Origin of the sequence: Halobacillus sp. SY10 (genome assembly GCF_045401165.1) — a bacterium.
In the GTDB taxonomy this organism is placed as follows: domain Bacteria; phylum Bacillota; class Bacilli; order Bacillales; family Halobacillaceae; genus Halobacillus; species Halobacillus aidingensis.
In genome coordinates, this window is the sequence record NZ_CP174345.1 from 822,607 (window position 1) to 847,046 (window position 24,440).

Consider the following 24,440-nt stretch of genomic DNA (forward strand, 5'->3'; position numbering starts at 1 on the left):
TGGACTGGACTGAGCTGGCGGAGATAAAGGAAACACGAAGAGCGGAGCGATTCGATGTTGACTTATCGTACAGAAGCGAGGGAAGTCTCACTAGCCGCTAGGCGCCGGAACCGGATATCTAAGAGGAAGTGCGTGGTAGATGAGACCCCGCAGAGCGTTAGCTCGAGGAGGCTCATCACTCGCCCACGGAAAGCGAACCTTTTCCCGGAGCCCCTAAATACCCACAAAAGTCTCGAAATCGAGTCTTACACAATCCTGCCATATTGTTGAAAAAAAACCGAGTATAACCTGGGAAGGTTATACTCGGTTTTGGTATTTATAGATCAGCCTGTGTTGCGAAGGCCGGCTGCGATTCCGCTGATGGTGAGAAGAACTTCTGTCAAGATATCTTCATGATCGTCGACTTGGCGTAGTTCCTTGATGAGTTCCACTTGAAGGAAGTTCAATGGATCCACATAAGGATTACGAAGTCGTACGGATTCTTTGATTGTCGGTTGGTGATCAAGAAGTTCAGCATCCCCTGTAATTTGCAGCAAGATGTCTTTGGTGCGGTCGTATTCTTCTACGATGTTTTGGAAAATACGTTCCCCAAGTTCTTGATCATTGACAAGGGCTTTATATTCTTTAGCTGTCTGAATATCCGCTTTTGTCAGGGCCATCTGCAAATTGTTGATGGTAGAGCGGAAGAACGGCCAGTTCTCATACATTTGCTTGAGAACTGCGAGGTTATCGTCGTTATTATCAACATAACTGGCAAGTCCTGTACCTGCAGCGTACCATGCCGGAATGAGCTGACGGTTTTGTGTCCAAGCGAAAACCCATGGGATGGCTCTTAAGTTTTCAAATTTGGAACTGTCTTTACGCTTCATTGGACGTGAACCGATGTTCAGTTCACTGATTTCTTGCAACGGTGTCGCTTCGTTGAAGTAAGTCAAGAAGTCTGAATCACCGAATACGAGCGATTGATATTTTTTCAAGGATACATCAGAAATGTCTTCAAGAGCTTGCTCCCATAGTTCTTCCCGATGGTGACCTTGTTCGGACTCTTTAGAAATGTTCATGGCTCCCTCTAAAAGGGTAGAGGCTCCTTGCTCAAGACTTCGGTATGCGATATCTCTCAGCAAGTAACGAGAAGAGAGGACCTCTCCTTGTTCTGTAATTTTCACGCCTTCGCCAAGAGTTTCCACTGGTTGAGAAAGCAGGCTCCGGTTCAATGGTCCGCCACCACGGCCAAGAGATCCACCACGACCATGGAAGAATTTCAATCCAACATTGTATTCAAGAGCCATATCGTGAATTTCCTGCTGGGCTTTGTAAAGTCTCCAGTTGGCTGTGAGTGTTCCACCATCTTTACTTCCGTCAGAATATCCAAGCATAATTTCCTGGTGGTTTCCATGCTTGTCCAGATGTTTGCTGTAGACATCCATTTCAAAAAGGGTCTTCAAAATGTCAGGACCTGCGACAAGGTCGTCGACGGTTTCAAGTAGTGGGGCAACGTTAATATTGCTTTCCACTGTACCATCCGCATGCAGACGATAGATGCCTGCTTCTTTAGCCAATACAAGGACTTCAAGAAGATCACTTGCAGATTCCGTCATACTAATCAAGTAGACTTCAATCGAACGCTCACCGAATTCCTTATGAGCTTTGCGGATCATTTGGAAAACATTCAGCATTTTTTGTGTCTCTTCGGAGTAGTCTTCGTTCAATAATGAAATCGGACGTGGATCCTTCAAGACATCTTGGAGCACTTCAAGCTTGTCTTTTTCTTCTAGGGAAGAGTAGTCCTCGACAATCCCTACTTTTTGTAGAAGTTCTGAGACTGCTGATTCATGTTCGCCACTATGATTACGAATATCGAGTGTTGCGAGGTGGAATCCGAATAGTTCCACTTGACGAATTAGTTTGCGTAGCTTTTTAAGTTCGCGCTTGTTCGGCTGGTGTGTTCGGGCACTGTCACGAATTTGACGCAAGTCATTGAGAAGCTCATCCGCATAATCGTAGCCGATATCAGACTTACCTACTTGACGAAGGCGTTCTAGGATAATGGCAAATTTACGTCGGTAAATTTCGCGCTCCACTCGCCATTTCTTACCTTTTGGAAGCATTGGTTCTTCTTTTTCAATCGCGTTCTTCAACTCATCTGTGACAGTCACTTGTGTTGACGAATGGCTGAATCGTTTCATCAGCTCGACGAGGACCGCATCATATTTTTTCAAAACAAGCTTCCGTTGTTTTTGAAGTGTTTGCCACGTGATATCAGGTGTTACGTTCGGGTTACCGTCTCGGTCGCCACCGATCCAAGAACCAAAACGAAGGAAGTTCGGCACGTTCCAGTCTTCATTAGGATAATGATCTTCCAACCTGGCTTCGAGCTCCTGGTGGATATCTGGCAGCACATCAAATAAGGTTTCGTCAAAATAATAAAGGCCATTGCGCACTTCATCCATAACGGTTGGTTTCCGTTCGCGTAATTCGTCTGTCTGCCAAAGAACCGTGACTTCATTTTGCAGGCTGTCCTGCAAACTTTCACGTTCGCTCTTTGTCAGTTGAGGCTGATCAAGCTTTTTAAGGATGGTTGCAATACGCTTCTGGATTTCAAGCACGGTCCGCTTTGTAGCTTCTGTAGGGTGGGCCGTAATAATTAATTCCAAAGAAAGCTTATTCAAGACCTCTTGGATAGCACCCTTAGAAAAGTCATTGTTTTTCAAGTTCTGTACAGCGCTTTCGAGCGAGAATGGTTGAGCGCCATGATCTTCGCGCAATTGGTATTCGCGGCGACGGCGAATACGATGATTTTGTTCAGCGATATTTACGAGGTGGAAATAAATTGAGAATGCGCGGATGACTTGGGACCGCATCGGTGGTTCGAGGTTTTGAATCTCATTTTTCAGTTGATTATATGTTGAGGGATCTGGACTCTTCCTCAAGTCTTTCGTTAATTGTCGGATCGTTTCTACTTTGTTTAGTAGTTCCTCTCCGCCGTGGTGGACGAGAATATCACCTAGCATTTTCCCTAATGCATGGATGTCCCGGCGTAAGGGAGTTGTATGATCGTTTGTGTTTTTTACAGTTGTCATACTTTCACCTTCCTGTCAGATCATTTAAGTAAGATAAAATTGCCTATGTGTTTCATAATGTTATCAGAATAATTTGCATAGTCAAACACTTCGAACCGTGTTACCATCAACGGTTGCCCCATTACCACTGTCAGAAGAATATGGTAAATATAAGAATGCCAAGACATGTAAGCGTTAACTTATAATCATGCATAAACATACTTCTTCTATTTTAAATTCTTTCCCCATAAAACACAAAATGAAAATCTTAGATGTGTTATTTGGAAGAATATGTATGACCTGGTCACCCAATCATTTACATAAAAAACGGTCTATGGGAGGTTTCGTGCGGGCGGGGGTGTATAGGAATGTGGGGAGTATGAAAAAGTAAGAGGAGAGAACGCGTGATATTCTCTCCTCTTAGGTTTTATGTATATTTATTGAGACTCATTTCATAAAGGCTCCACATTTCGTCTTCGAAAGAGCGGTGGTTTTTTAAGTATCGGTCTATAGTGAAACCGGCATTCTCATAACAGCGGATGGCTCCTGTATTAAAGTCGAAGACACCTAATGTCACTTTTTCTAGATCGAGTTGCTGAAAGGCGTACATGGAAATTAGCTGGATCATCTGTTGTCCATATCCCTTTCCTCTGTATTCAGGAGAAACGATGACCTTTCCAATTCGTCCCTGTTTTTGATCTTTATCTAAACGTCCTATGGAGAGGTGTCCAATGATTGTATCCAGTGACGGATCATACACTTGGAAAGCTCGGCGGTCTTGGGCGTCTTTGTAATCCATCAGTTGTTGGTGGGTTAATGGAAAGTTGAACATCGGTCCACCCCACTGCATAAGGAATCTTGGGGAAACAATCCAATCGAATATTGTATTGAAATCTTTTTCTTGAAAAGGAATCAATTGTAGCATATTCCATCTCCTTTCATTACTTTTCACTTGATGATACACCACTTTTCAAAAATTATGAAAAAATTCGTGACATTACATCTATACACATGGGATGATAAACTATTGTACAGTTAACGTTGGTAGAGGAGGGAATTCTAGTGGCAGATAAAGATCATCAAAAAGAACAAGTCATTGATGAAGCGGTAGGAGAAAAAGACGTACGGAAGTTAGAGTTTCGCGGAGGCGTCTTCACTGCTACCATACCTTTAGTGTTTTTCATCATATGGGCAATTGTATTAAGTGTCACAGGGCTTGTGACAGAACAAGCATTAGTCTTGGGCATGGTCATTGGTATTGGCCTTGGTCTATTCTTGTGTAAATCCAAATGGTCGGATTATGCCCAGAGTTTAATTTCCGGCATGGCCCAGCCTGTAGGAGTCGTTGCGATCATTGCCTGGTTTTGGGCAGGAATGTTTGCGAACATGTTGTCTGCCGGTGGATTAGTCGACGGTCTTATTTGGTTTGGTTTTCAGTCCGGGCTTGAGGGAGGAGCTTTCGTAGGAATTACCTTTCTTTTAGCAGGATTATTTTCGACCGCTGTCGGAACCGGCTATGGTACCGTAGCGACTTTTGGTGTCCTGATGTATCCTGCCGGGGTCATTTTAGGGGCGGATCCAGTCATTCTTCTTGCAGCCATATTAAGTGGAGCTGTCTTTGGAGATAATTTAGCGCCTGTATCGGACACGACGATTGTTTCTGCGACAACTCAGGATGCGGACGTACCTGGAGTTGTGCGTTCACGCTTTAAATATTCCATCACTGCAGCCATTCCAGCTCTTATATTATTTGTGATTTTTGGCGGTGGTGGAGAGATGGGCAGTCAGCAAGTAGTCAGTCAGCTTCAAAATGAAGTTTCTCCTGAAGGGCTTCTCATGTTAGCACCATTTGCATTAGTTCTATATTTGGCCTTAAGCGGTCATCATCTTTTGACGTCGCTATCATACGGCATCCTGGCAGCTGCCGTGTTCATCTTTCTTACCGGTCATTCCTTGAAAGATGTCCTGCATATCCATAAAAACGATGCCGGTGAAGCCGTCATTGAAGGGGCATTGATCGATGGTATCAGTGGCTATTTCAATATGGCGATCTTAATTTTATTCATCTTGGCAGCCGCTTACCTGTTGGATGTTGCAGGTACCATGGATGTCATCAAAAACTTCTTCTTGAAGTTGATCAATAATGTGGTGCGCCGAGCTGAACTTTCCATTTTCGGAATCGTTGCTTTCTTGAATGTATTTATTACGATTAATACAGCGGCTGAGATTGCTGCTGCGCCGTTTGTTCGTAAATTAGGAACAGAAATGAACATTCACCCGTATCGAAGAGCCAACTTCCTGGATACGGTCACCTCTTCACTTGGCTACATTTTTCCATGGAGTGGTGGAGTTTTGCTCGCATGGGCTACGGTCCAGGGGGCAGCGGATCAATACGACTTCTTACCTGTCGTTGGCCCTGGAGAAGTCTTTCCCTTCGTCTTTCAGGGCTGGTTGCTATTGATCGTTATGTTTATTGCGGCATGGACAGGCTGGGGGCTTCGTTACACCGGTAAAAATGGTGAGGAAGTAAAACCAGAAGATTTTAAAAAATAAGTCGTATGAGTAACCCCCTGAGTTATAAACTCAGGGGGTTATTTTTGTATTACGCATGAATATGGGCTTTTACTTCTTTCATTTGATCCAGGTGGCGTAGTTCGTGCCAACCGATAAACTCTACCCATTGTTCCAAGTTCATATCTCCAAAAGAGGGGTGAGGGAATACGCGGTTTTGCAAAGTTTCTTCATCCTTATTGTGAATAAGGAATAACGTCGCTTCACGCGTTTTTTTCAAACCTTCTTTCGCTTCATCCAATGTATTGAACTCGCCTTTCGGGCGAACGGCCTCTGGTGCCTCGACTTTATAATCGCGGTTGGTCGTCTTATGGATCGGTTTTTCTGTCGCTTGTTGTGTGTCACCTTGCTTGAGAGCCTGATTAATCTGATAAACGATTAATTGTTCCATTAAGTATAAATGTTCTAAAACTTCAAGGATGGACCAACGATCTTCTTCAGGCTTGACGGATGCTTCTTGCTCTGAAACTTCTTCAACAAAATGGAGCAGTTCATTTCTTTTTTCATCTAAGCCATACATACAGATTCTCCCTTTCAAGTGAAGTTACATCGAGTCTATCACAACTCTTATAGAAGTTTCTTTCCCTAGCACCTCCAAAAATGAAACCTTTCACACGCCCTTCCGTATGTAAAGTTAGGAAAAGGAAGATTTTTCATGACCGGGTCATACAGATTATTCCAATTGTGCGGAGGCCACGGACTAAGGCTGCATTTCAAAGAGTATGCGTCTGAGGTGTTGGATTGGTTTGACAAGCATTTGGAGGGAGAATAAAAATCCTTATTTACAGTAGGGATTTGTCCGTCTTTATTGAATAATAAATGACGAAGGCTCATTAAAATCATAGCCACTAAGATCCGAAAACTTTAGGCCTCGATTTTGATCCATCGTGGTATAGAAGCAATGAGAAAGCATAAATAATCATAGAATACGCTAAGGAGGAACAGATGATGAGTGACTACTCCATTGATGAATTTATTAGAAAAACGAAGCAGGATGAATCCGAGAATGATTACTTTGAGCTGGAGACCCCGAGAATCCTTGAGGTGAATCTACTCGATCAAGTATGGGCTAAAGCAGGCGCGATGATTTCCTATAATGGGAACATCAAATTTGAAAGAGAGGGCATCCTTGAGCATGGCGTCGGTCGTTTATTTAAAAAAGCGATGACTGGTGAAGGGAGTTCTTTAATGAAGGCTACTGGCCGTGGTCGTCTTTACCTTGCCGATCAGGGCAAGAAGATTACTATTTTTGACCTGGATAATGAAACAATCACAGTGAATGGAAACGACCTTCTGGCATTTGAGCCGAGCATTGATTGGGATATAAAACTGATGAAAAAAGTGGCCGGGATGGTTTCGGGTGGTTTATTCAATGTAACCCTCAGCGGAAGTGGACGCGTCGCGATTACTTCGCACTATGAACCATTGACGCTGCTAGTTCGTCCAGGGGAACCTGTAATCACTGACCCGCATGCTACTGTGGCCTGGTCAGGGCACTTGGAGCCGAATTTCAGAACAGACATCAGTTTCAAAACGTTGATTGGACGCGGAAGCGGGGAGTCCATTCAAATGGAGTTTGAAGGCGATGGATTCGTCATTGTTCAGCCGTTTGAAGAAGTTTACACGACAGGCCAGAACTGAGCTGAAGCGGATTTTTTTACAGACAGGCATGAGCATGTTAAGCTCTGAATACAATGAAATCAAGAAAGACAAAACTCGATGTACAATCATTTGAAATTTTTAATCTGTTTTCCTTTACTTCGTTACAAAAACGTAGTACTATGGATACTAACAAAAATAAATAACGGAAACTTCTTATCCAGAGAGGCGGAGGGACTGGCCCTTTGATGCCCGGCAACCATCGAATCAATCTACGGATTGACGAGAACGGTGCCAATTCCTGTAGAATGTATTCACATTCTAAGAGATGAGAGGATCGTGCGGATATTAGCGACCCCTTTTCTTACTGGATAAGAAAAGGGGTCTTTTCGTGTAAGCACCATAACCGTCAAGGCTCTCGATAGAAGTTGCGTTAAGGGAAAGGAAAGATGTTAAATGGCAACAGCTATTTTCGGTGCAGGATGTTTTTGGGGAGTAGAAGCGTTTTTTGAAAAATTCGAAGGGGTTACAGAAACGAAGGTCGGTTATATTGGCGGCCATCTGGATAACCCGACATACGAACAAGTCAAAGCGGGCAAGAGTGGACACGCGGAATCTGTGAAAGTGAACTACGATCCAACCGTAATCACTTATGCAGAACTTGTAAATATCTTCTTTGAAGCTCACGATCCGACTTCCCGCAACAAGCAGGGAATCGACGTTGGTCACCAATACCGTTCTGTCATTTTTTATTCGGATGCAAGCCAGAAGTACATTGCTGAAGAAAAAATTAAAGAATGGGAAGGTAAAGGGATTTTCAAACGCCCGATCGTTACAGAAGTAGAAGAGGCCACAACTTTTTATGAAGCAGAAGAGCATCACCAGAAATATTTACAAAAGCATGGATCTGCCGCATGCTCCATTGGATAATAAGAAAGGACCCTTTCGCGAGGGTCCTTTTATATAGGTAAACCTTCTTAATCTTCTTTTTGCCTGGATGCATCCATGGCTTTTAAGAAATAGGCTGTAGGGAGAAGGATGCCGATTCCCGATTCAAGCAAGGCAAAGAAACGAGCCATCCCCACAGGTAACATGTCACCATAACCTACGCTCAACAAGGTTTCCCCACTGAAGTAAAGCAAGTCCAAAAAGGTTGGTTCGACAGGTTCCCGGGATGATAAACTAGTAACTAGAATGACTCCATCTAAAGATAGCAAATAGTAGAGGACCGTAAACCCTAGTAATACACCTGTCAGTACAAAAAATAATTGAAAGAAAAGTGCCGTGCTGAAGTAGCTTTTTCTGTATGTTTTATTCGTGAAAAAGTACACGAGATTCGCTGCAATGAAAATGACCGCAACGATGAACAGAGCTTGTACCATTTCTTCTTCTCCTTTATAAAAAAATTGAATGGCTATGTTAGCGTCCACTGTGTAAAGACGAGCAAGCCATTATAGAAGAACTCCTACCCTGTGTAGAAGTTCCCGTAAACATTGATTAAAAAATGTAAGGAAGGGGCTGGGCTTTTGTGGGTTAATGACGCGATTCTAATTGTGATGTGTATTTTCATGGTATTGGGTGCCCTTGATTATTATGTGCTTAATCACCGGCTATCTCTCGGGTGGCGTTTTTACGAAGCGTTTATGATGATGGGACCACTTGCTCTTTCGATGGTAGGGATCATATCCCTAGCACCCGTACTGTCCCAGTGGCTGGCCCCTGTCATCCGCCCGTTGTTTTTATGGTTCGGGGCGGATCCTTCGATGTTTGCATCCATGATGCTTGCTATTGATATGGGTGCCTACCCTTTGGCAGAATCTCTAGCTGTGGAAGAGGAAGCGGCCACTTTTTCCTGGGCACTCCTCGGTACGATGATGGGACCGACGCTTGTTTTTACAATTCCTGTTGCGCTTACGATTGTAAAAAAAGAAGATCGGCCTTTCTTTTCAAAGGGAATTTTAGCAGGTTTAGTTACGGTTCCGATCGGATGCTTTGTCGGTGGTGCACTGGCAGGATATGAAGCGGCGTGGATGTTACGTAATTTGACGCCGGCTATCTTGCTCTCCGGCTGTATCGGGGCGGGATTATGGTTGTTCACGAACATAACGATCCGGTTATTTTCTTATTTCGGAAAAACCATTGAAATCATCATCATTACAGGTCTTGCTCTCATTATTATCGAAACGTTGACAGGGTTCGTTGTCCTGCCGGGGATGGCTCCTTTATCGGAAGGGATCATCATCGTTGGAAGGATTACCGTTACATTAGCTGGTGCTTATCCTCTTGTCGCTTTCATCAATCAGCGGGGAGAGAGATGGATAGGACAACTGAGTGAAAGGTTAGGCATGAATGCTACGTCCTTAACAGGGCTGATCGCTTCTACGGCACATCACTTACCCATGTTAGCGACGATGAAAGATATGGATGAACGAGGGAAAACGGTCAATGCTGCCTTTGCGGTGAGCGGGGCGTTTGTCATCGGCAGCCATTTTGCGTTCGTGGCTAGTGTAGAAAGGGATATGATTTTCCCAGTATTGGTTGGTAAATTAACAGCTGGGGTATTAGCCGTTGGTCTTGCCTTATGGATGACGAGAGAGAGCAAATCAGTTTCTTCGAGTGTCGCACCCCTATATAATGAAAAGTGAATCCGCTGAAAAGGAGTTTTTTCATGAAGACAGAAATGAGAAAGCATTATAACGATTACATTGAAAAATTCAAGAAAGCAACTCCTGATGAAATACAAGAAAAAATGAAGAAGGCGATTGATGAACTTGAATCTTCAAATGATGGAGAAGGTTTGTCAGCAGGAGAGAAAGCGCCAAACTTCAACTTGCCTGACGCGAAGGGGGAAACGGTCGAGCTTTATGAACAATTAAAAAGTGGACCGGTCGTCCTTACTTTTTATCGCGGAGGATGGTGTCCTTATTGCAACATGGAACTGAGAGCCTATCAGCAAATCCTAGATGAGATTCATGGAGAAGGAGCTGAATTGATTGCGATTAGTCCACAAACCCCCGATCAGTCACTGACGACACAGGAGAAAAATCAACTGAACTATCATGTGGTGAGCGACGTTGGGAATGAAGTGGCCAATCAATACAATTTAGTGTACCAATTACCAGATTACCTTGTAGAGGTATATAAAGACAAAGGGCTGCAAGTGGACAAACATAATGGCGACGAAACTTGGACCCTGCCTGTCTCCGCAACATATATCATTGATACAGATGGGACGATTTTGTATGACTATACGAAGGCTGATTATAAAGATCGAGCCGAACCGTCTGACGTTCTTGAAGAATTGAAAAAAATAAATACGTAAGAACAAAGCGCCCTCTGGATCCAGAGGGCGCTTTGGTATTTTTTGTTTTACATAAAGAGATTCAGATTCATAAAAAAGAAATAGGCAGCAAGGACAAATATCAGGATACAAGACTGCAGGCAAATCCCAAGGATGCTACATACCTTTCCGCCTAAGGCGAAACGGTATCCCGGTTCTTCGGTGGAAAGTTTACCGAGAGCTTTATTTGCAAAAAGTATCCCTACCCATCCAAGAATGATACCGATAAGAGGAAGAAAGATGGACATGATTCCAAACACACAAGAGGTAACGGCTTTTTGATACAACCATGATCACCTTCCATTACTTTGTATATCGATTGGCATAACTGCTTGCGACAATGGAATCCGGTTTGATCTTCGCTTCCATTCCGAGCGACTCGATTCTTGCCATCATTTCATTTACATAGACTCTTGTCCTGTTTCGGTCTCCACTCCCGATATCGATGTGACCTTCGATTGTAAACGTTGCTCCTTTATAAATATAAGGGAGGACGACTTCGATGAGATCATTCTTCTTCTCTTCCGTAAATAAGGCAGCCACTTGCTCCGTTAAGGACGTTTCATAGGAAATACGTTCATGCAATGTCGTCATTTCTCTGTGTACCACTTCTTTGCGGAAACAGGCCCAGGCTCCTTTTCCAACTCGTTGGATGACAATACCGGTAATGAATAGGGTGTGGGAGGGGTGAACTTGGGAATCGGTCCCCATCATGAGCTTGTAATCCCCGATGGGCTCACTTTTCATAAACGTTAGAATATGAGAAAACACTTCTTCAAACTTCATTTTTTTATGCGTGAGGTTTTGAAACATATGGGATTGGTTCACATTAGCCAACTCCTTAAATTTTTCAAAAGAAAGGGATTGTACGTCAATGAGCTAGTGACCATTCTGTTATTAAGATATTCATAGACCTACTCGAAAGATAACATGAATTTATCGAGAGTATGTGTCAGTGTTGAAAAATTTATGTGCATTTTCACTTAGAAAAAGTTTTCCTCCCCCGTGTGACAAAGGAATCACCACTGTAAATCGAGAAGGAGTATTACACAAAAGTTCATGAACTAAGTGTTCAATTAAAGCTCCCGATTGTGGAAGACTCAGTTTCGAGACTTTTGTTGGGTGGATGGGGGCTGCGGGGAATAGCTCGCTTTCCGCGGGAGCGCGGTGAGCACATTCCCCGCAGCATTAAGGGCAGCCTTACCTAGTTGAAATAATGAATGACAATTCCTGACCATGGATACGGGGTCAGGGAAACGACGATTTGCAGTGTTTTGGATCAGTCAGTAGAAAAACACACACGTTCGTGTCTCCATTCGCTTTTCATGCGGACGTTTCCCAGACCCTGTTCCCACACCATATTCGTGCAGAATCTATGGTTAAAACGACTCTATCACGGCGTGGATGAGCAGGTCTTTCATTACCGAACTTGGCAGGTTACTATTAGAGGGATTTCGAGAATCTCGTATGGTAAAGGGGCGGAGGGAAACGGTGAGACTCCTGTGGGAAGTGCGTGGTAGATGAGACCCCGCAGAGCGTTAGCACGAGGAGGCTCATCACTCGCCCACGGAAAGCGAACCTTTTCCCGGAGCCCCTAAACTCCCACAAAAGTCTCGAAATCGAGTCTTCAAGTATACTGCCATATACTTGAATAGAAAAAATGAGTGAAAGGAGGGGAGGAGATGGTGGTTGAGGAGATCATTCGAAGAATTCCTTTATTAAATGAAGGAGAAAGATTCGTATTAGGAATCGATGGTTTGAGTCGTTCAGGAAAAACGACGTTTACGGAGAAAATAAAAAAGGAACTACAGAAAAAGTCTATTCCAGTCGTAACGTATCATATCGATGATTATGTTGTGGAAAGAGAGAAGAGGTACCATACAGGATATGAACCATGGTACGAATATTACTTTCTACAATGGGATGTCAAAGCGTTAAAGAAAGACTTATTCGAAGCACTAGAGAAAGAGAGTACATTAGTTATTATGGAAGGCGTGTTTTTACAAAGGAAGGAATGGCGAAGTTTTTTTGATTTTATGGTCTATGTACAGTGTTCGAGAGAATTAAGATTCTCAAGAGAAAGTGAGGAAACGAGAAAGAAAATCGACAAATTCAAAGAACGGTACTGGAAAGCGGAAGATTACTACATAGCAACGGTCGAGCCTGAAAGACAAGCTGATTTTATTGTGAAGTCTTCTTTGTGAAAACAAAAAAGGAGAAAAGGCGCACCTCTTCTCCTTAAACGTGTTAAAAAATGAAAATCCACATAAGAATGACTGTAATGACAAACGTGATGGCGTAGATGGTCGTCAGTAACGGAATGCTCCCTGTGTCACTTCCTGCGTTTTTCAACTGCTTGGCGTCATCTTCTGGTGAAGATGTGTTTTCGGGTTTGTTTACATTTTTAGCTATAACGATCGTGCCTATCAATGCGGCTACCGAGGCAATAATGGCAAGTCCATAATAAATCGGGTACATAGGATGAGCTCCTCTCCCTTTTGTTACTTTTATTATAATAGAAGAAAGGTGGAAGTGCTAAAGTTCTCTATGTTACATATTTTCAGGTGCCTGGATCCCGAGGATGGACAAACCATCTTTTAATTGATAGTTAACGGCATAAATCAATGATAGAAGCGCTTGTTCTTCCTCACTTCCCACCACTTTTGTATGGGCGTAAAATTTATTGAAATGACGTGCGACATCTAGGATGTGTCTCGCAAGCTTGGATGGATCATATTCTTGATATGCCTTCTCAATCACTTCTGGGAAAAGACGGATGGTTTTAATCAATGGCCACGCGGCTTCTGCTTGGACGTCTGTGACAGGATGTTTGTGATCAAAGTTCCCTTTTTCTAACAAAGATACGGTACGCGCGTAGGTATATTGGATGTATGGAGCCGTATGGCCTTCAAAGGTAAGCATATCCTCCAAGGAGAATTCCACATCATTGCGACGATCGTGTTTAAGGTCGTGAAAGATGACGGCACCTACTCCTACTTGTTCCGCGACCTTTTGAGCATTCTTCAAATCAGGATTCTTTTCTTTTATATTTTTGGCTGCCTGTGAAATAGCCTCCTGGAGCGCTTGTTCAAGTAAAACGGTCTTCCCCTGGCGAGTAGACATTTTCTTGCCATCTTGAAGCATCATTCCAAAGGAGATATGTTTTAATTGATCCGCCCAGGAAAACTCTGCTTTTTTCAATACATGCTTGATCTGCTGAAAATGAAGGGTTTGCTCATGACCAACGACATAGAGTGCTTCATCAAAATCATATGTCTGCTTGCGATCAAGCGCAGCTGTTAAATCTCTCGTTGCATAAATGGTCGTGCCATTACTTTTTCGAATCAGGCAAGGAGGTAACGCTTCCTCATCGAGGCGGACGACTTGTGCGCCATCCGATTTTTCCAACAATCCTTTTTCCCGCAGCATGTCGATGGTCCCATCCATCTTGTCATTGTAGTAGGCTTCGCCACGGACCAAATCGAATGTGATGCCTAAGAGTTTATAAATCTTTTCAAACTCTTCCAGAGATACGGCTTTGAACCATTTCCACAAGGTAACAGCCTCTTCATCGTTATTCTCCAATTTCTTGAACCATTCTCTTCCTTCTTCAATCAAGGATGGATCCTCTTTCGAAGCGTGGTGAAATTTTACATACACGCGGGTCAATTCTTTAATCGGCTTCTGTTTGAGACTTTCTTCCTCGCCCCATTTAAGATAAGCGGCAAGTAGTTTCCCGAACTGTGTCCCATAGTCTCCGATATAATTGATCTTCACCGTTTCATATCCACATTTTTGTGCAAGGTTAGCGAGAGCATTTCCAATGACTGTAGACCTTAAGTGCCCCATGGAAAAAGGTTTGGCAATATTCGGAGCTGACATATCAAGAACGACGGTTTTTCCTTTTCCGAATTCGTGAGCTCCATAGGCTTCTGGATCTTGGTAAAATTGTTTCAATGTGTGTTCAGCGACAAACTTCTGATCAAGAAAGATATTGATATAGCCGCCTACTGTTTGCACTTCTTTAAATATCGGATGTTTTAAATGACTGGAAATCTCTTCAGCGATCAGATGCGGGCTTTTTTTCAATGTCTTTGCCAGCGGAAAACAAGGAAAAGCCAGGTCGCCGTGGTTTGGCTGCTTAGGAGTTTCAATCTGTTGCTGCACCCAATCTCGCTGATAATCCTCCCCAAGGATATGAGCAATTTGCAGGGCAAGTATTTGTTTTTCCATAAACGACACCTCCATAAAATAAAAAACCTCGTCTCTAAAAAAGAGACGAGGCTTGTGCTCGCGGTACCACTCTTATAGCTATCGTATAGCCACTCGATGTTGTTAACGGGGACGTCCCCGGCTTTTCCCTACTCCATGATTCAGGAAAGCTTCTCAAAAGTCCGTTTCACTACAGAAATCCTGCTCAGGCTTCCACCAACCCTGAGTCGCTGTTCTGTTTCTGGTAGCTACTCTCTTTTTCCTAGAATTTCTATATTTGAAAAGATTATAGCGGAAAGCATTCCCATTTGCAATCCCTTCCTTGCGAATATCCTGGTTTATTTAGGTGAACATACGATATAGAGGTGATTGATGATGGATTGGATTTGGAAAGCCGTTCTCATTATTATTGTAGGAACAATCATTCTACGTATTGCTGGCCGGAAGTCTATTTCTCAGATGACGTTATCACAGACGGTTATCATGATTGCAATCGGTTCCTTATTGATCCAACCTGTCGCGGGGAAAAGTATATGGGTGACGTTCGGCGTGGGGGGAGTACTTGTTCTTACACTGATGGTTATGGAATTCAGCCAGGTGAAATTCGATTTTATGGAACGTTTCCTCACAGGCAGGTCTGTTTCCATTATTGAAAACGGACAGCTGAACGAGAAGAATATTAAGAAGTTACGTTTTACCGTCGACCAACTGGAAATGAAGTTAAGGCAGAGCAACATCACATCCATTGATGACCTTAAGTCGGCGACCCTGGAACCAAACGGGCAGGTCGGGTATGAATTGAAAGAACATAAAAGGCCAGCGACAAAGCAGGATATTGATGATTTGTACCAACAAATCCTTTCGTTAAAACAGATGTTAAATCCCGATCAGGCTACACAGATCCCAACTGCAAAACCACCTGCTGAGGATTTATTTAAAGAAGTAGAAACAAAGCAGCACCAGCAGGTTCATCCTGATCGCTTGAATTAAGTTTCCATACAGGCATTTCGATCTATTCCTTGATATAATGGAGCAGAGGTGAGAAAAGTGGAATCCATAAACACCATTGAAGAACTCAATACGTTTGTTCAAGAAAAATCGCTTTCGATTGTCTATGTTTCGAGGCCGGGATGTTCGGTCTGCCATGGTTTGCTTCCGCAAGTGGAAAACTTGTTGAAGGAATATCCTGACATTGAGTCCAGGCATGTTAACGCTGATGAAGTTCCACAAGTGGCGGGAGAGTTTTCTGTCATGACGGTGCCTGCCGTTTTGATCTACTCCGAAGGGAAAGAACTATTCCGCAAAGCACGCTTTGTTCCAATCGGGGAGCTGAACCAGCAACTGGCTAAACTGAATCATTTCATTAATGAAGAATGACCATCTGTTGATTTCCTCAACAGGTGGTTTTTTCTGTTTGCATACAAAAAAATAAAGTCTGATAATTCCCTCAATTTTGCTTTCTCCGGCTTTTCTTGAAAATTCAATGCCCAAATATATGTCTGAGGCGAGATTATTTGCGATGAGAAGCGATGAAATGGAAATACCTCGCAGTGAAACCGTTTACACTAACTAATTGGCGTATATAGACCCGACTTGCCAAAAACCCCTTGAATAAGTTTTGCCCAGTGTTATGATGAAAAACGTCTTAAATAAAGCGAACAAAAAATGCGAACGGGAGAGATTAACCCAATATGATTAAACAAACGATTGCTTTTCTAGGTGCAGGCTCAATGGCTGAAGCGATGATTTCAGGCATGGTGGAATCCGGTAATATTCCAGCTGAGAACATCATCGTGACCAATAGAAGTAATCAAGAACGTTTAAACACAATCAATTATAAATATGGCGTACGCACGGTATTGAAAGATGAATTGAACTTTGCAGAAGTCGACCAGTTCATTTTGGCGATGAAGCCGAAAGATATTGATGCTGTACTTGCCGATTTGAAAGATAAATTGACAGCAAACCAAGTACTTGTTTCTGTACTTGCGGGAATCTCAACATCTTATATGGAAGAACGATTGAATGAAGGCCAGCAAGTCATCCGCGTAATGCCGAATACGTCAAGCATGCTTCGCGAATCAGCGACAGCCATTACGCCAGGGCGTTTTACGGATATGGACAATGTACTTGTTGCAAAAGAATTACTGAAATCCATTGGCGAAGTTTTCGTCATTGAAGAAGATAAAATGGACGTTTTCACAGGAATAGCGGGAAGCGGACCAGCTTACTTTTATTACTTGATGGAACACATTGAAGAAACAGGCCGTGCAGAAGGCATGGATCGTGAAACTCTTCGTGAAATCGGAGCTCAAACATTGCTTGGAGCAGCAAAAATGATGCTGGAACGCGATGAAAGCCCGACTGAATTACGTGAAAATGTAACATCACCGAACGGTACGACGGCAGCAGGGCTTAACGCTCTTGATCAGGCTGGTGGAGGTTACGCCATTTCTGAAGCAATTAAAGGAGCAGCCGGTCGTTCGAAAGAGTTAAGCAAAGAACTTGAAGGACTACTTGTAGGCAGTAAGTAAACGAAGCCAATCGACGCGAAAATGTTAAACAGGAGTGATATGTTGAGTCAAGATAAAAAAAGGGTAGTAATTAAAATAGGGAGCAGTTCCCTCACCAGCATGCACGGAGAAGTCAGCCGCCGTAAATTAGAAAAATTAGTAGATGAAGTCGTCCAACTAAAAGACGACGGCCACGAAGTTTTACTCGTATCCTCAGGAGCCGTAGCTGCAGGTTATCGTAAACTCGGTTGCCTCGAGCGCCCGAGCTCTTTACCTGAAAAGCAGGCAGCCGCATCCATTGGCCAAGGATTGTTGATGGAATCTTATTCCGATCTTTTCCTATCCCACGGTTATATGGGTTCTCAGATTCTCATTACACGTAGCGACTTCTCTGATGAAGACCGCTATAACAATGCACGTAATACGATTAATGTCCTACTCGAACGCGGCATTATTCCAATCGTCAATGAAAATGACACCATTACAATCGATCGCTTGAAATTCGGAGATAACGACACTCTTTCTGCTAAAGTTGCAGGTCTTGTCGATGCCGATCAATTGGTCATTTTATCCGACATTGATGGACTTTACGATGCAGACCCTAGAAAAAATGAGGACGCGAAACTACTTGATAAAGTCCACGAAATTACCCCGGAAATTGAAGCCGCAGCTGGTGATCCAGGTAGTGCAGTCGGAACAGGTGGCATGAAATCCAAAATTGACGCATTTAAGATTTCCATGGCATCCGGCATCTCTTCCTTCTTAGGAAAAGCCAACACACCAAACATTGTTTATGATGCTGTATACGGAAATGCAACAGGAACTTATTTCGAAACAACGACAGATGCCGAAAACCTTGATCAGAAGAAACAGTGGATTGCGTTCAACTCTGGACCGGAAGGCGAAGTCATTATCGACCATCGCGCGAAAGAATCAATCGTTGATATGAAGAAGAGTCTTCTACCGATGAACGTTCACCATGTAAAGGGACGTTTTGAAAAAGGTGCCGTTGTCCGCATTCACGACCTGGACGGAGACGAAATTGGATTAGGCGTTGTTAATTATTCTTCAGATGAAATGGAAGAAATGATCAGCCTGACTGAACCTGAACTTGAATCATATGAACAAGCAGCCATTGAACGTAAAGATTTTGTCTGCCACTTAGATGTTGCCCTGCCCGTAGGTGTTTAAAATTTAATCAAGGAGGTCTTTGATGACACTAACAACAAATGTGAACGTTGAAGCACAAGCAATGGAAGCGAAGAAAGCTTCGAAAAAATTGATGATTCTTTCTGAAGAAGAAAAGAACCAGGCGCTTAATCATTTAGCCGATGTACTTGAACGTGAATACGAGACCATTCTAGCGGCCAACGAGAAAGATTTGGCGAATGGTCGTGAAAAAGGCTTCACCGATGCATTTATGGACCGTCTATCCCTTTCTAAAGAGCGTGTAGCTGAGTTTGCCCAAGGGTTACGCGATGTTTCCAAACTAGAAGATCCAACAGGTCAAGTGGTGACGGATTGGACGCTTGAAAATGGCCTGCAAGTTGAAAAAGTAACCGTACCTTTAGGTGTTATCGGTATGATTTACGAAGCTCGTCCGAACGTGACTGTTGATGCGACTGGTCTAGCTTTGAAATCCGGTAATGCGATTGTTCTAAAAGGTGGATCTTCTGCAATCAACTCGAACCAGGCGATTGTTGAAGTGATGCACCGTGGTCTAGAAGAAACGAAGATCCCGAAAGAAGCGGTACAATTCATCGCATCCACAGACCGCGCAGCAACAAATGAACTTTTCAAAATGAAAGAACACATCGATGTGCTTATCCCACGTGGTGGCGGCAAATTGATCCAGGCTGTTGTTGAGAACGCAACAGTACCTGTACTTGAAACAGGTGTTGGAAACTGCCACATCTATGTCGATAAGCATGCAGACGTTGAAAAAGCGATCAACATTCTCGTGAACGCGAAAACAGACCGCCCGGCGGTATGTAACGCTGCCGAAACACTCGTTGTCCACAAAGAGTGGTTGAGTGAGCATAAAGATGCGCTCATCGCTGCATTGAAAGAAAACAACATTGCTGTGCACGGCGATGAGTATATCCTGGATATCATCCCAGGCTCTGTACTTGCCGGTGAAGAAGACTGGGCGAACGAATACTTGAGCACAGATATCGCCGTGAAAGCTGTAGACGATCTAACCGATGCGATTGCACACATCGAAACGTACGGCACGAAACACTCAGAAGCGATTGTGACAGAAGATGCAGAATCAGCAGAGACATTCTTTGCACTTGTGGATGCTGCTGCTCTTTATCACAATGCATCCACACGTTTCACGGACGGTGGGGCGCTAGGCTTCGGAGCTGAAATCGGTATTTCCACACAAAAATTGCATGCCCGTGGCCCAATGGGACTTCCTGCACTAACGACAGTGAAGTTCTTGATGAAGGGTACCGGCCAAATTCGATAAGCTTTTTAGCGGAAGGGAAACTCTCAGGGGTTTCCCTTCTTTTTTTGCTGAGGAGATGAGGCGAGGGTGTCGAATACTTAATTAACGTTGTCGAATTCTTAAATAGCGCTGTCGAATTCTTAATTATCTTTGTAGAATACTCAAATAACCAAGTCGAATTCTAAAATAACAGCTTAATGATATATTTTCTATTCCTAGTACGCCCGAAATTAGGAGTACAGCATTCATTCAAAAGCTTTCTTGCAATATATTCTGTTTTAACTCCAGCAATTTTCCTGAATTCTGCATTTGTAATAGTATCACCGATCAGCAATTGATGATCTCTCAACAAATGTAAATGCGCATCCTTTGATTTCGATCCACACCGTCCGCAAAGCCAGTGATCACGACGGCGAATCATACCAAGTAAGCGGCACGAGGGACAAGGGGCTCCCCCAATGAGCTCATCTTTAGAGATCCCATATTGTTTCATGACATCCGAATCGTAGGGGGTATACTCTGATTTAATCTGTGCTGAGAATTCGTTCAAGTAATCGTCAGACCACACATCCTCTCCTTTGAAACCTTCCATGAATGCTGTCAGATGAGTAGGGAGCTGTTTCACTAGAAGGACTCTTTTTCTTTTGTTACGATCTTCTCCTTGAAATGTAAGGGAGGCATTTGAGTTAGCGATGACAATGAAGGAGTAGATGGGGATGGAGGGAAAGCCAGACCTCTGGATCCAGCGCTGCAACTGGAATTTCTGTAGTTCTACTTGTACAAAGGGGTCCTGAAATATTTCGCTTTTTCCTTCTGTCATTCTAATGAGTTTCCTGTGATCAAGGTCAAATTGGAGCTCTCCTTTGTAGTTCTTCACCTCTAGAATGACCAAGCATTTCTGTGAAAGGAGGAGAGCATCAATTTGAAAAGGTTGGATACCATCGTGAAGCCTGATGTCCTGTATGCTTTTTCCAGGCAGGTATTTCATGTAATGATCCGCTGTTGATTCGCCAAAATGCCCAGCAGACAAGCGCCCTAGATGGTTTGCTATTTCTTCTCGGAAGGGATGATGGATGGAAATTCTATTAAAGAGAGATTCGAGCTTTGCAATTTCCAGTGTTTTTTGTCGAGACATAATCAGACTCCTTTTACAAAAAATTCATTCTATTATATGATGGTGTAATCTTTATTTTTAGGAGGGGTTGGATGAGACAGAGAGAAGCAGTTGAAGCGATAACGGAAAGTTTGAAAAAGGATGATCTTGTGAAGGCAGTGTTTTTAAAGGGTTCGATGGGGAGAGGGGAGGATGATGAGCACTCGGATGTAGATTTGTATGTGCTAGTCGATGAGGCAGATAAGGAAGCTTTTTTGAAAAATAGACAAATGCATCTCGAAAGCTACCAACGAATTATTTTTTATGATGATATTTTTATTATCGCTCCTCAAATCATTGCTGTATATGAAAATTTACTGCACGTCGATCTTTTTACGGTTACGGACGACACACTCATACATAAAGATTTCTTCCATGTTGTCTATGATCCAGAGAAACGCATGGAAAAGCATGAAGCGCATCAAAATCTATATTTGGATAAAAAGGACTTTTTGTATGCGATCGATGATATTGCTTTCTTTTTCCTTCAGTATAAGAAAGCGGCTGACCGTGGAAATGATCTTTGGGCTGTAAAGGTAGCCAATGATATAGGCTTGAATGTGGCGAAGGTTCTTCTGCAAAGATACGCACCGGATCGAGCACAGCTTGGTTTGAAGGCTGTTCCGCATGCTCTTTCCTCTTCTAGCGTTCAGGAGATGGAGAACGTGTATCGATGGATTTCTTTGGACCATCATGAAAAGGCTGTGGTTCAAATGGCTGCTTTGATGGAAAAACATTTGGAGTGGCTTGAAGATTGTTGGGGGAATGAAACGTACACCATTCCTTTCTTGAAGAGAATGATTGAAGAAATGAAAAATAGAACCCCCTCATGAGGGAGTTCTATTGATTAGAATGATTGGCCGGCCATCGCTTGGGAAAGCGTAGCGGTTGTTGTGACATTTCTGAAGTCGACACCGAGCTGCACGGCGGTCTGAGCAATTTCAGGTCGAATACCGACTACGGTCGATGAAACACCAATTAATTGTAAACTATCAATCAATTGAAAAATCTGATGAGCCACCATCGTGTCGACGAGATAGACACCGGATAGATCGATATAAAGGACATCAATGTTTTCTTCCGTACAATTTTTTAGTGTGTTTTCCAAAATCGCTGTAGCGCGCTCGGTATCAATATTACCGACTAGTGGGAGTAGGGCACGCTCATTGGATAACTGAATGAGCGGAGAACTTAATTCGTTAATAACCGTACGCTGCTGATCAATCTTTTTATTCAACTGATTGGATTTTTCTTCTGTCACCTTGTAAATGATCTCATCAAAGACTTCAATTAACAAACGCTTCCATTCATTTTCCAACTCCCTGGAGATGGCGGCTCCATGTTGGAAGATGAATTCTTCCAAGAAATCCAGATATTGTTCACGAACGCGCATAAATTCCCTGATGATTTCGTGTGTTGGAGTTTCCAGGTGATGGGGGTCTCGACCGATTCCAATAATCCATCCAGTAATATTGTTAAAGAATTGATCGCGATTCAAAATGAAAAGTTGGGGCATATATTTGTTAAATTCATAATTCTGAGCTTTTAAATGATTGATGATCTCTTTGTCCTGGGCAGCATATACCCCTGACACATCATGTTGGTTTAACGTATTGTACCAATCTTCGGTTAAAACCTCTGCTTTCTGCAAAAGAAAGTCATGTAAAGCTTGGTTCGTTTCCATTCGCAAGCTCCTCTCTGTTCTATGAGCCTCTATTTGAGTGGGTTGAGAGGATCATCAGTTATTTCCATTATAAATGGTATAACTATTCTTTTCCAATAGGATGGACTTAAGGTTCTTAAAAAAGGGAATATCCAAACGAGGAGGTGGTGAAATGGCTTTAAGAGAAGTTTTATTGGAGCAGTTGAAATCCGTTCATGATGAAAACAGCTGGTTCGTTTGCTTCAACTATGCCGTAAGAGAATTGGAAGAACCACAAGCGGTAGAAAAAGTGCAAGGCCAACCTCATTCCATTGCGGAAATCGTCCATCATCTTTATTTTTACAACGAACGGTATTTAAGCCGATTCCGTGGTGAGGAGGTGGCAGAGCGCCCGCGTCACTATGATACGTTTCAAAATCACGGACAAATGGAGTGGCATTCAAGAGTTGCTGACTTCCAAGTGGTCATGACGATGTTCAGACAAGAGATTCAATCATGCAGTCAAGAAAAACTGGAAATGTGGGCAGAGACTCTGTCGAATTTATTCATGCATAACGCTTATCATATCGGTCAGATCGTAACCATTCGAAAACGAAACGGATGGTGGGGTGTAAATCCAGTGGTGAAAGGTTAATTTTATGAAGAAATATAGTGTAATCATCGTACTATTAGTGGTCATTGCGAGTGTAAGTCTCTTTATTGGTAATGGAAACAATAAACAAGAAGCTTTGAAGAAAGAAACCATCGGAGAGATCACTTTAGAAATAAAAGGACAATCTCTTCCTTTAAGGGGAAAAGTGGTTTGCCTACAAGAGGAAGATTGCTCTGTTTCTGAAGAACAACGTTCCATTTCTCAATTGGAGAAAGAATTGAAAATTAAAGAGTACGAGTTGAAACGAGGTTCAGAAATTACGATTAGTTTTTCTACAGTAGATCCAGATATGATCTTCTATGATGAAATGGATAAAAACTCTGTTACAACCAAATCTGTAGAGGGGAAGAGTTTCGAAGTCTATGGATTGGATGGCTCTGAAAAGGTTTACCGCATTGGGGTTCAGTGGGAGGAAGCCGATGGAGAAATCACGCGCGCTTATTATCCGATTCGTGTATCCATTATGTAAAAACGTGCAGGAATAGGATTCCATGCACGTTTTTTAATTAATCTTCAAATTGAGACATAGCGTCGTCCATTTCCTGACGTGTTGCCATCAATGGAGTCGTTGGCTCTAGACATGTGATGCTGCAGAAGCAGTCAAGGTCTACAGTAATGCAGACTCCTGTCGCACGCAAATTACGAATGGAACTTCCAGGGAAGTAATCACATACCTGCTTTCCACCACCGGATGGACCAGGCTGTGAACCGCCCATGGTTACAGGGATCAACAGCTCAAGCTTGACGCATTTTCCATCGTTCGTGAATTTTTTTGCTCTGAAGATTGGAGAGTTCAAGCAATCAAGAAATGTGTTATCAGACATTCCTAGTTGCTTACGAATGACTCCACTACCGATAAATGGCTTGCAGTCTTTGCAGTACAAAATGAAAGGGACAGTTGTGTTACGTGGTGTTTCGGCAGCAGGTGAAAGCAAATCACGAATGGAACGCTCACAGCTGACATCACAACACCCATTATCCATTAATCCAGCTACTTCATCTTGTGCTTTAATGATTTCTTTAATGACATCACGTACGCAGCTGCTATCTTTTCCTTTACAACTCATAAAAACATCTCCTTCTTTGTTTTTTCTCTACATTCTATGGCTTTTCATAGTGAGTGCTTGTATAGGTGCCTATTATTCTAAGAATCTTCATAGTTTGTAAAAATGGTAGGTGAACGCCAAGGCAAAGAGAGGATAGAGGCATATCTTATAGTACTGAGA

Annotated in this window: 24 protein-coding genes, 1 riboswitch and 1 other annotated feature; of the genes, 14 read left to right on the plus strand and 10 right to left on the minus strand. The window is 42.9% G+C overall.

The genetic code is table 11. From position 1 onward, the window contains the following. Window positions 1-323 precede the first annotated feature (323 nt). Together ppc and ACJA3J_RS04145 are read right to left on the minus strand one after the other, a co-directional pair. Window positions 324-3,080 (minus strand): phosphoenolpyruvate carboxylase, encoded by a 2,757-nt coding sequence (gene ppc / locus ACJA3J_RS04140; protein ID WP_406945621.1) that lies wholly within the window; start codon window positions 3,078-3,080, stop codon window positions 324-326. Window positions 3,081-3,486: 406 nt separating this feature from the next. Continuing rightward, complete coding sequence (locus ACJA3J_RS04145; RefSeq protein ID WP_406945622.1) at window positions 3,487-3,984, minus strand: GNAT family N-acetyltransferase; 498 nt, start codon at window positions 3,982-3,984, stop codon at window positions 3,487-3,489. A 137-nt stretch (window positions 3,985-4,121) separates the two neighbouring features. Here ACJA3J_RS04145 and ACJA3J_RS04150 point away from each other — a divergent pair, with 137 nt between their 5' ends. Beyond that, complete coding sequence (locus tag ACJA3J_RS04150) at window positions 4,122-5,612, plus strand: Na+/H+ antiporter NhaC family protein (RefSeq protein ID WP_115894806.1); 1,491 nt, start codon at window positions 4,122-4,124, stop codon at window positions 5,610-5,612. Window positions 5,613-5,661: 49 nt separating this feature from the next. Here the strand turns inward: ACJA3J_RS04150 and ACJA3J_RS04155 are convergent, their stop codons facing one another. Then, a complete protein-coding gene (locus ACJA3J_RS04155) occupies window positions 5,662-6,150 on the minus strand; it encodes a DinB family protein (RefSeq protein WP_115894805.1) in 489 nt (162 codons plus the stop codon). Between the two features lie 428 nt (window positions 6,151-6,578). Between ACJA3J_RS04155 and ACJA3J_RS04160 the strand changes: the two genes are divergently transcribed. Beyond that, window positions 6,579-7,271 (plus strand): AIM24 family protein, encoded by a 693-nt coding sequence (locus tag ACJA3J_RS04160; protein ID WP_089653369.1) that lies wholly within the window; start codon window positions 6,579-6,581, stop codon window positions 7,269-7,271. A gap of 171 nt (window positions 7,272-7,442) precedes the next feature. Beyond that, a riboswitch (SAM riboswitch) is annotated at window positions 7,443-7,564 on the plus strand. A gap of 121 nt (window positions 7,565-7,685) precedes the next feature. After that, on the plus strand, window positions 7,686-8,159 hold the full coding sequence (msrA, locus tag ACJA3J_RS04165) for a peptide-methionine (S)-S-oxide reductase MsrA (protein WP_089653366.1): 474 nt from the start codon (window positions 7,686-7,688) through the stop codon (window positions 8,157-8,159). Between the two features lie 47 nt (window positions 8,160-8,206). Here the strand turns inward: msrA and ACJA3J_RS04170 are convergent, their stop codons facing one another. Beyond that, the gene (locus ACJA3J_RS04170; protein WP_089653527.1) at window positions 8,207-8,611 is read right to left on the minus strand and encodes an ion channel; all 405 of its coding nucleotides are present in this window, start codon (window positions 8,609-8,611) and stop codon (window positions 8,207-8,209) included. A 144-nt stretch (window positions 8,612-8,755) separates the two neighbouring features. On the opposite strand from ACJA3J_RS04170, the gene eutH reads away from it, so the two are divergent. Together eutH and ACJA3J_RS04180 are read left to right on the plus strand one after the other, a co-directional pair. Continuing rightward, window positions 8,756-9,874 (plus strand): ethanolamine utilization protein EutH, encoded by a 1,119-nt coding sequence (gene eutH, locus ACJA3J_RS04175; protein WP_089653363.1) that lies wholly within the window; start codon window positions 8,756-8,758, stop codon window positions 9,872-9,874. Between the two features lie 23 nt (window positions 9,875-9,897). Beyond that, window positions 9,898-10,551, plus strand: a complete 654-nt coding sequence (locus tag ACJA3J_RS04180; protein WP_089653360.1) for a peroxiredoxin-like family protein — start codon at window positions 9,898-9,900, stop codon at window positions 10,549-10,551. A 321-nt stretch (window positions 10,552-10,872) separates the two neighbouring features. Here the strand turns inward: ACJA3J_RS04180 and ACJA3J_RS04185 are convergent, their stop codons facing one another. Further along, entirely contained in the window at window positions 10,873-11,382 is a 510-nt protein-coding gene (locus ACJA3J_RS04185; RefSeq protein ID WP_089653524.1) for a ribonuclease H-like YkuK family protein, read from the minus strand. An 869-nt stretch (window positions 11,383-12,251) separates the two neighbouring features. Between ACJA3J_RS04185 and ACJA3J_RS04190 the strand changes: the two genes are divergently transcribed. Further along, complete coding sequence (locus tag ACJA3J_RS04190) at window positions 12,252-12,773, plus strand: AAA family ATPase (RefSeq protein ID WP_089653356.1); 522 nt, start codon at window positions 12,252-12,254, stop codon at window positions 12,771-12,773. A 43-nt stretch (window positions 12,774-12,816) separates the two neighbouring features. On the opposite strand, the gene ACJA3J_RS04195 is transcribed toward ACJA3J_RS04190, so the two are convergent. Further along, window positions 12,817-13,047 (minus strand): hypothetical protein, encoded by a 231-nt coding sequence (locus ACJA3J_RS04195; protein ID WP_089653353.1) that lies wholly within the window; start codon window positions 13,045-13,047, stop codon window positions 12,817-12,819. Between the two features lie 72 nt (window positions 13,048-13,119). Beyond that, on the minus strand, window positions 13,120-14,802 hold the full coding sequence (gene argS, locus ACJA3J_RS04200) for an arginine--tRNA ligase (RefSeq protein WP_406945623.1): 1,683 nt from the start codon (window positions 14,800-14,802) through the stop codon (window positions 13,120-13,122). 38 nt (window positions 14,803-14,840) lie between these two features. Then, window positions 14,841-15,054: a binding site (T-box leader), on the minus strand. Window positions 15,055-15,156: 102 nt separating this feature from the next. Between argS and ACJA3J_RS04205 the strand changes: the two genes are divergently transcribed. The 5 genes from ACJA3J_RS04205 to ACJA3J_RS04225 all read left to right on the plus strand — a co-directional run bounded on the left by ACJA3J_RS04205 (window position 15,157) and on the right by ACJA3J_RS04225 (window position 19,767). Beyond that, a complete protein-coding gene (locus ACJA3J_RS04205) occupies window positions 15,157-15,771 on the plus strand; it encodes a DUF421 domain-containing protein (protein WP_406945624.1) in 615 nt (204 codons plus the stop codon). A 57-nt stretch (window positions 15,772-15,828) separates the two neighbouring features. Further along, the gene (locus tag ACJA3J_RS04210) at window positions 15,829-16,158 is read left to right on the plus strand and encodes a thioredoxin family protein (protein ID WP_089653343.1); all 330 of its coding nucleotides are present in this window, start codon (window positions 15,829-15,831) and stop codon (window positions 16,156-16,158) included. A 314-nt stretch (window positions 16,159-16,472) separates the two neighbouring features. Beyond that, on the plus strand, window positions 16,473-17,315 hold the full coding sequence (gene proC, locus ACJA3J_RS04215; RefSeq protein WP_089653340.1) for a pyrroline-5-carboxylate reductase: 843 nt from the start codon (window positions 16,473-16,475) through the stop codon (window positions 17,313-17,315). Window positions 17,316-17,354: 39 nt separating this feature from the next. After that, entirely contained in the window at window positions 17,355-18,485 is a 1,131-nt protein-coding gene (gene proB / locus ACJA3J_RS04220) for a glutamate 5-kinase (RefSeq protein WP_089653338.1), read from the plus strand. 22 nt (window positions 18,486-18,507) lie between these two features. Beyond that, window positions 18,508-19,767 (plus strand): glutamate-5-semialdehyde dehydrogenase, encoded by a 1,260-nt coding sequence (locus tag ACJA3J_RS04225; protein ID WP_115893836.1) that lies wholly within the window; start codon window positions 18,508-18,510, stop codon window positions 19,765-19,767. Window positions 19,768-19,927: 160 nt separating this feature from the next. Here ACJA3J_RS04225 and ACJA3J_RS04230 read toward each other — a convergent pair whose 3' ends face one another. Next, entirely contained in the window at window positions 19,928-20,881 is a 954-nt protein-coding gene (locus ACJA3J_RS04230) for a nuclease-related domain-containing protein (protein WP_406945625.1), read from the minus strand. A gap of 71 nt (window positions 20,882-20,952) precedes the next feature. Between ACJA3J_RS04230 and ACJA3J_RS04235 the strand changes: the two genes are divergently transcribed. Further along, window positions 20,953-21,732, plus strand: a complete 780-nt coding sequence (locus tag ACJA3J_RS04235; RefSeq protein ID WP_406945626.1) for a nucleotidyltransferase domain-containing protein — start codon at window positions 20,953-20,955, stop codon at window positions 21,730-21,732. A gap of 14 nt (window positions 21,733-21,746) precedes the next feature. Here the strand turns inward: ACJA3J_RS04235 and ACJA3J_RS04240 are convergent, their stop codons facing one another. After that, on the minus strand, window positions 21,747-22,583 hold the full coding sequence (locus ACJA3J_RS04240) for an STAS domain-containing protein (RefSeq protein ID WP_406945627.1): 837 nt from the start codon (window positions 22,581-22,583) through the stop codon (window positions 21,747-21,749). A gap of 151 nt (window positions 22,584-22,734) precedes the next feature. Between ACJA3J_RS04240 and ACJA3J_RS04245 the strand changes: the two genes are divergently transcribed. Both ACJA3J_RS04245 and ACJA3J_RS04250 read left to right on the plus strand, forming a co-directional pair. After that, window positions 22,735-23,196, plus strand: coding sequence for a DinB family protein (locus ACJA3J_RS04245; RefSeq protein ID WP_089653327.1), 462 nt, complete (start codon window positions 22,735-22,737; stop codon window positions 23,194-23,196). 4 nt (window positions 23,197-23,200) lie between these two features. After that, window positions 23,201-23,683 carry a hypothetical protein gene (locus ACJA3J_RS04250; protein WP_406945628.1) on the plus strand — a complete coding sequence of 161 codons (483 nt, stop codon included), beginning with the start codon at window positions 23,201-23,203 and terminating at the stop codon, window positions 23,681-23,683. A 37-nt stretch (window positions 23,684-23,720) separates the two neighbouring features. Here the strand turns inward: ACJA3J_RS04250 and ACJA3J_RS04255 are convergent, their stop codons facing one another. Further along, window positions 23,721-24,281 (minus strand): CotY/CotZ family spore coat protein, encoded by a 561-nt coding sequence (locus ACJA3J_RS04255; protein ID WP_089653324.1) that lies wholly within the window; start codon window positions 24,279-24,281, stop codon window positions 23,721-23,723. Window positions 24,282-24,440 lie beyond the last annotated feature (159 nt).

Bases quoted from the DNA above. Each gene is read 5' to 3' on its own strand.
- ppc (WP_406945621.1), bottom strand. From the start codon at position 3,080: ATGACAACTGTAAAAAACACAAACGATCATACAACTCCCTTACGCCGG.
- ACJA3J_RS04145 (WP_406945622.1), bottom strand. From the start codon at position 3,984: ATGCTACAATTGATTCCTTTTCAAGAAAAAGATTTCAATACAATATTC.
- ACJA3J_RS04155 (WP_115894805.1), bottom strand. From the start codon at position 6,150: ATGTATGGCTTAGATGAAAAAAGAAATGAACTGCTCCATTTTGTTGAA.
- ACJA3J_RS04160 (WP_089653369.1), top strand. From the start codon at position 6,579: ATGAGTGACTACTCCATTGATGAATTTATTAGAAAAACGAAGCAGGAT.
- msrA (WP_089653366.1), top strand. From the start codon at position 7,686: ATGGCAACAGCTATTTTCGGTGCAGGATGTTTTTGGGGAGTAGAAGCG.
- ACJA3J_RS04170 (WP_089653527.1), bottom strand. From the start codon at position 8,611: ATGGTACAAGCTCTGTTCATCGTTGCGGTCATTTTCATTGCAGCGAAT.
- ACJA3J_RS04180 (WP_089653360.1), top strand. From the start codon at position 9,898: ATGAAGACAGAAATGAGAAAGCATTATAACGATTACATTGAAAAATTC.
- ACJA3J_RS04185 (WP_089653524.1), bottom strand. From the start codon at position 11,382: ATGTTTCAAAACCTCACGCATAAAAAAATGAAGTTTGAAGAAGTGTTT.
- ACJA3J_RS04190 (WP_089653356.1), top strand. From the start codon at position 12,252: ATGGTGGTTGAGGAGATCATTCGAAGAATTCCTTTATTAAATGAAGGA.
- ACJA3J_RS04195 (WP_089653353.1), bottom strand. From the start codon at position 13,047: ATGTACCCGATTTATTATGGACTTGCCATTATTGCCTCGGTAGCCGCA.
- argS (WP_406945623.1), bottom strand. From the start codon at position 14,802: ATGGAAAAACAAATACTTGCCCTGCAAATTGCTCATATCCTTGGGGAG.
- ACJA3J_RS04205 (WP_406945624.1), top strand. From the start codon at position 15,157: ATGGATTGGATTTGGAAAGCCGTTCTCATTATTATTGTAGGAACAATC.
- proC (WP_089653340.1), top strand. From the start codon at position 16,473: ATGATTAAACAAACGATTGCTTTTCTAGGTGCAGGCTCAATGGCTGAA.
- proB (WP_089653338.1), top strand. From the start codon at position 17,355: ATGTTGAGTCAAGATAAAAAAAGGGTAGTAATTAAAATAGGGAGCAGT.
- ACJA3J_RS04225 (WP_115893836.1), top strand. From the start codon at position 18,508: ATGACACTAACAACAAATGTGAACGTTGAAGCACAAGCAATGGAAGCG.
- ACJA3J_RS04230 (WP_406945625.1), bottom strand. From the start codon at position 20,881: ATGTCTCGACAAAAAACACTGGAAATTGCAAAGCTCGAATCTCTCTTT.
- ACJA3J_RS04235 (WP_406945626.1), top strand. From the start codon at position 20,953: ATGAGACAGAGAGAAGCAGTTGAAGCGATAACGGAAAGTTTGAAAAAG.
- ACJA3J_RS04240 (WP_406945627.1), bottom strand. From the start codon at position 22,583: ATGGAAACGAACCAAGCTTTACATGACTTTCTTTTGCAGAAAGCAGAG.
- ACJA3J_RS04245 (WP_089653327.1), top strand. From the start codon at position 22,735: ATGGCTTTAAGAGAAGTTTTATTGGAGCAGTTGAAATCCGTTCATGAT.
- ACJA3J_RS04250 (WP_406945628.1), top strand. From the start codon at position 23,201: ATGAAGAAATATAGTGTAATCATCGTACTATTAGTGGTCATTGCGAGT.
- ACJA3J_RS04255 (WP_089653324.1), bottom strand. From the start codon at position 24,281: ATGAGTTGTAAAGGAAAAGATAGCAGCTGCGTACGTGATGTCATTAAA.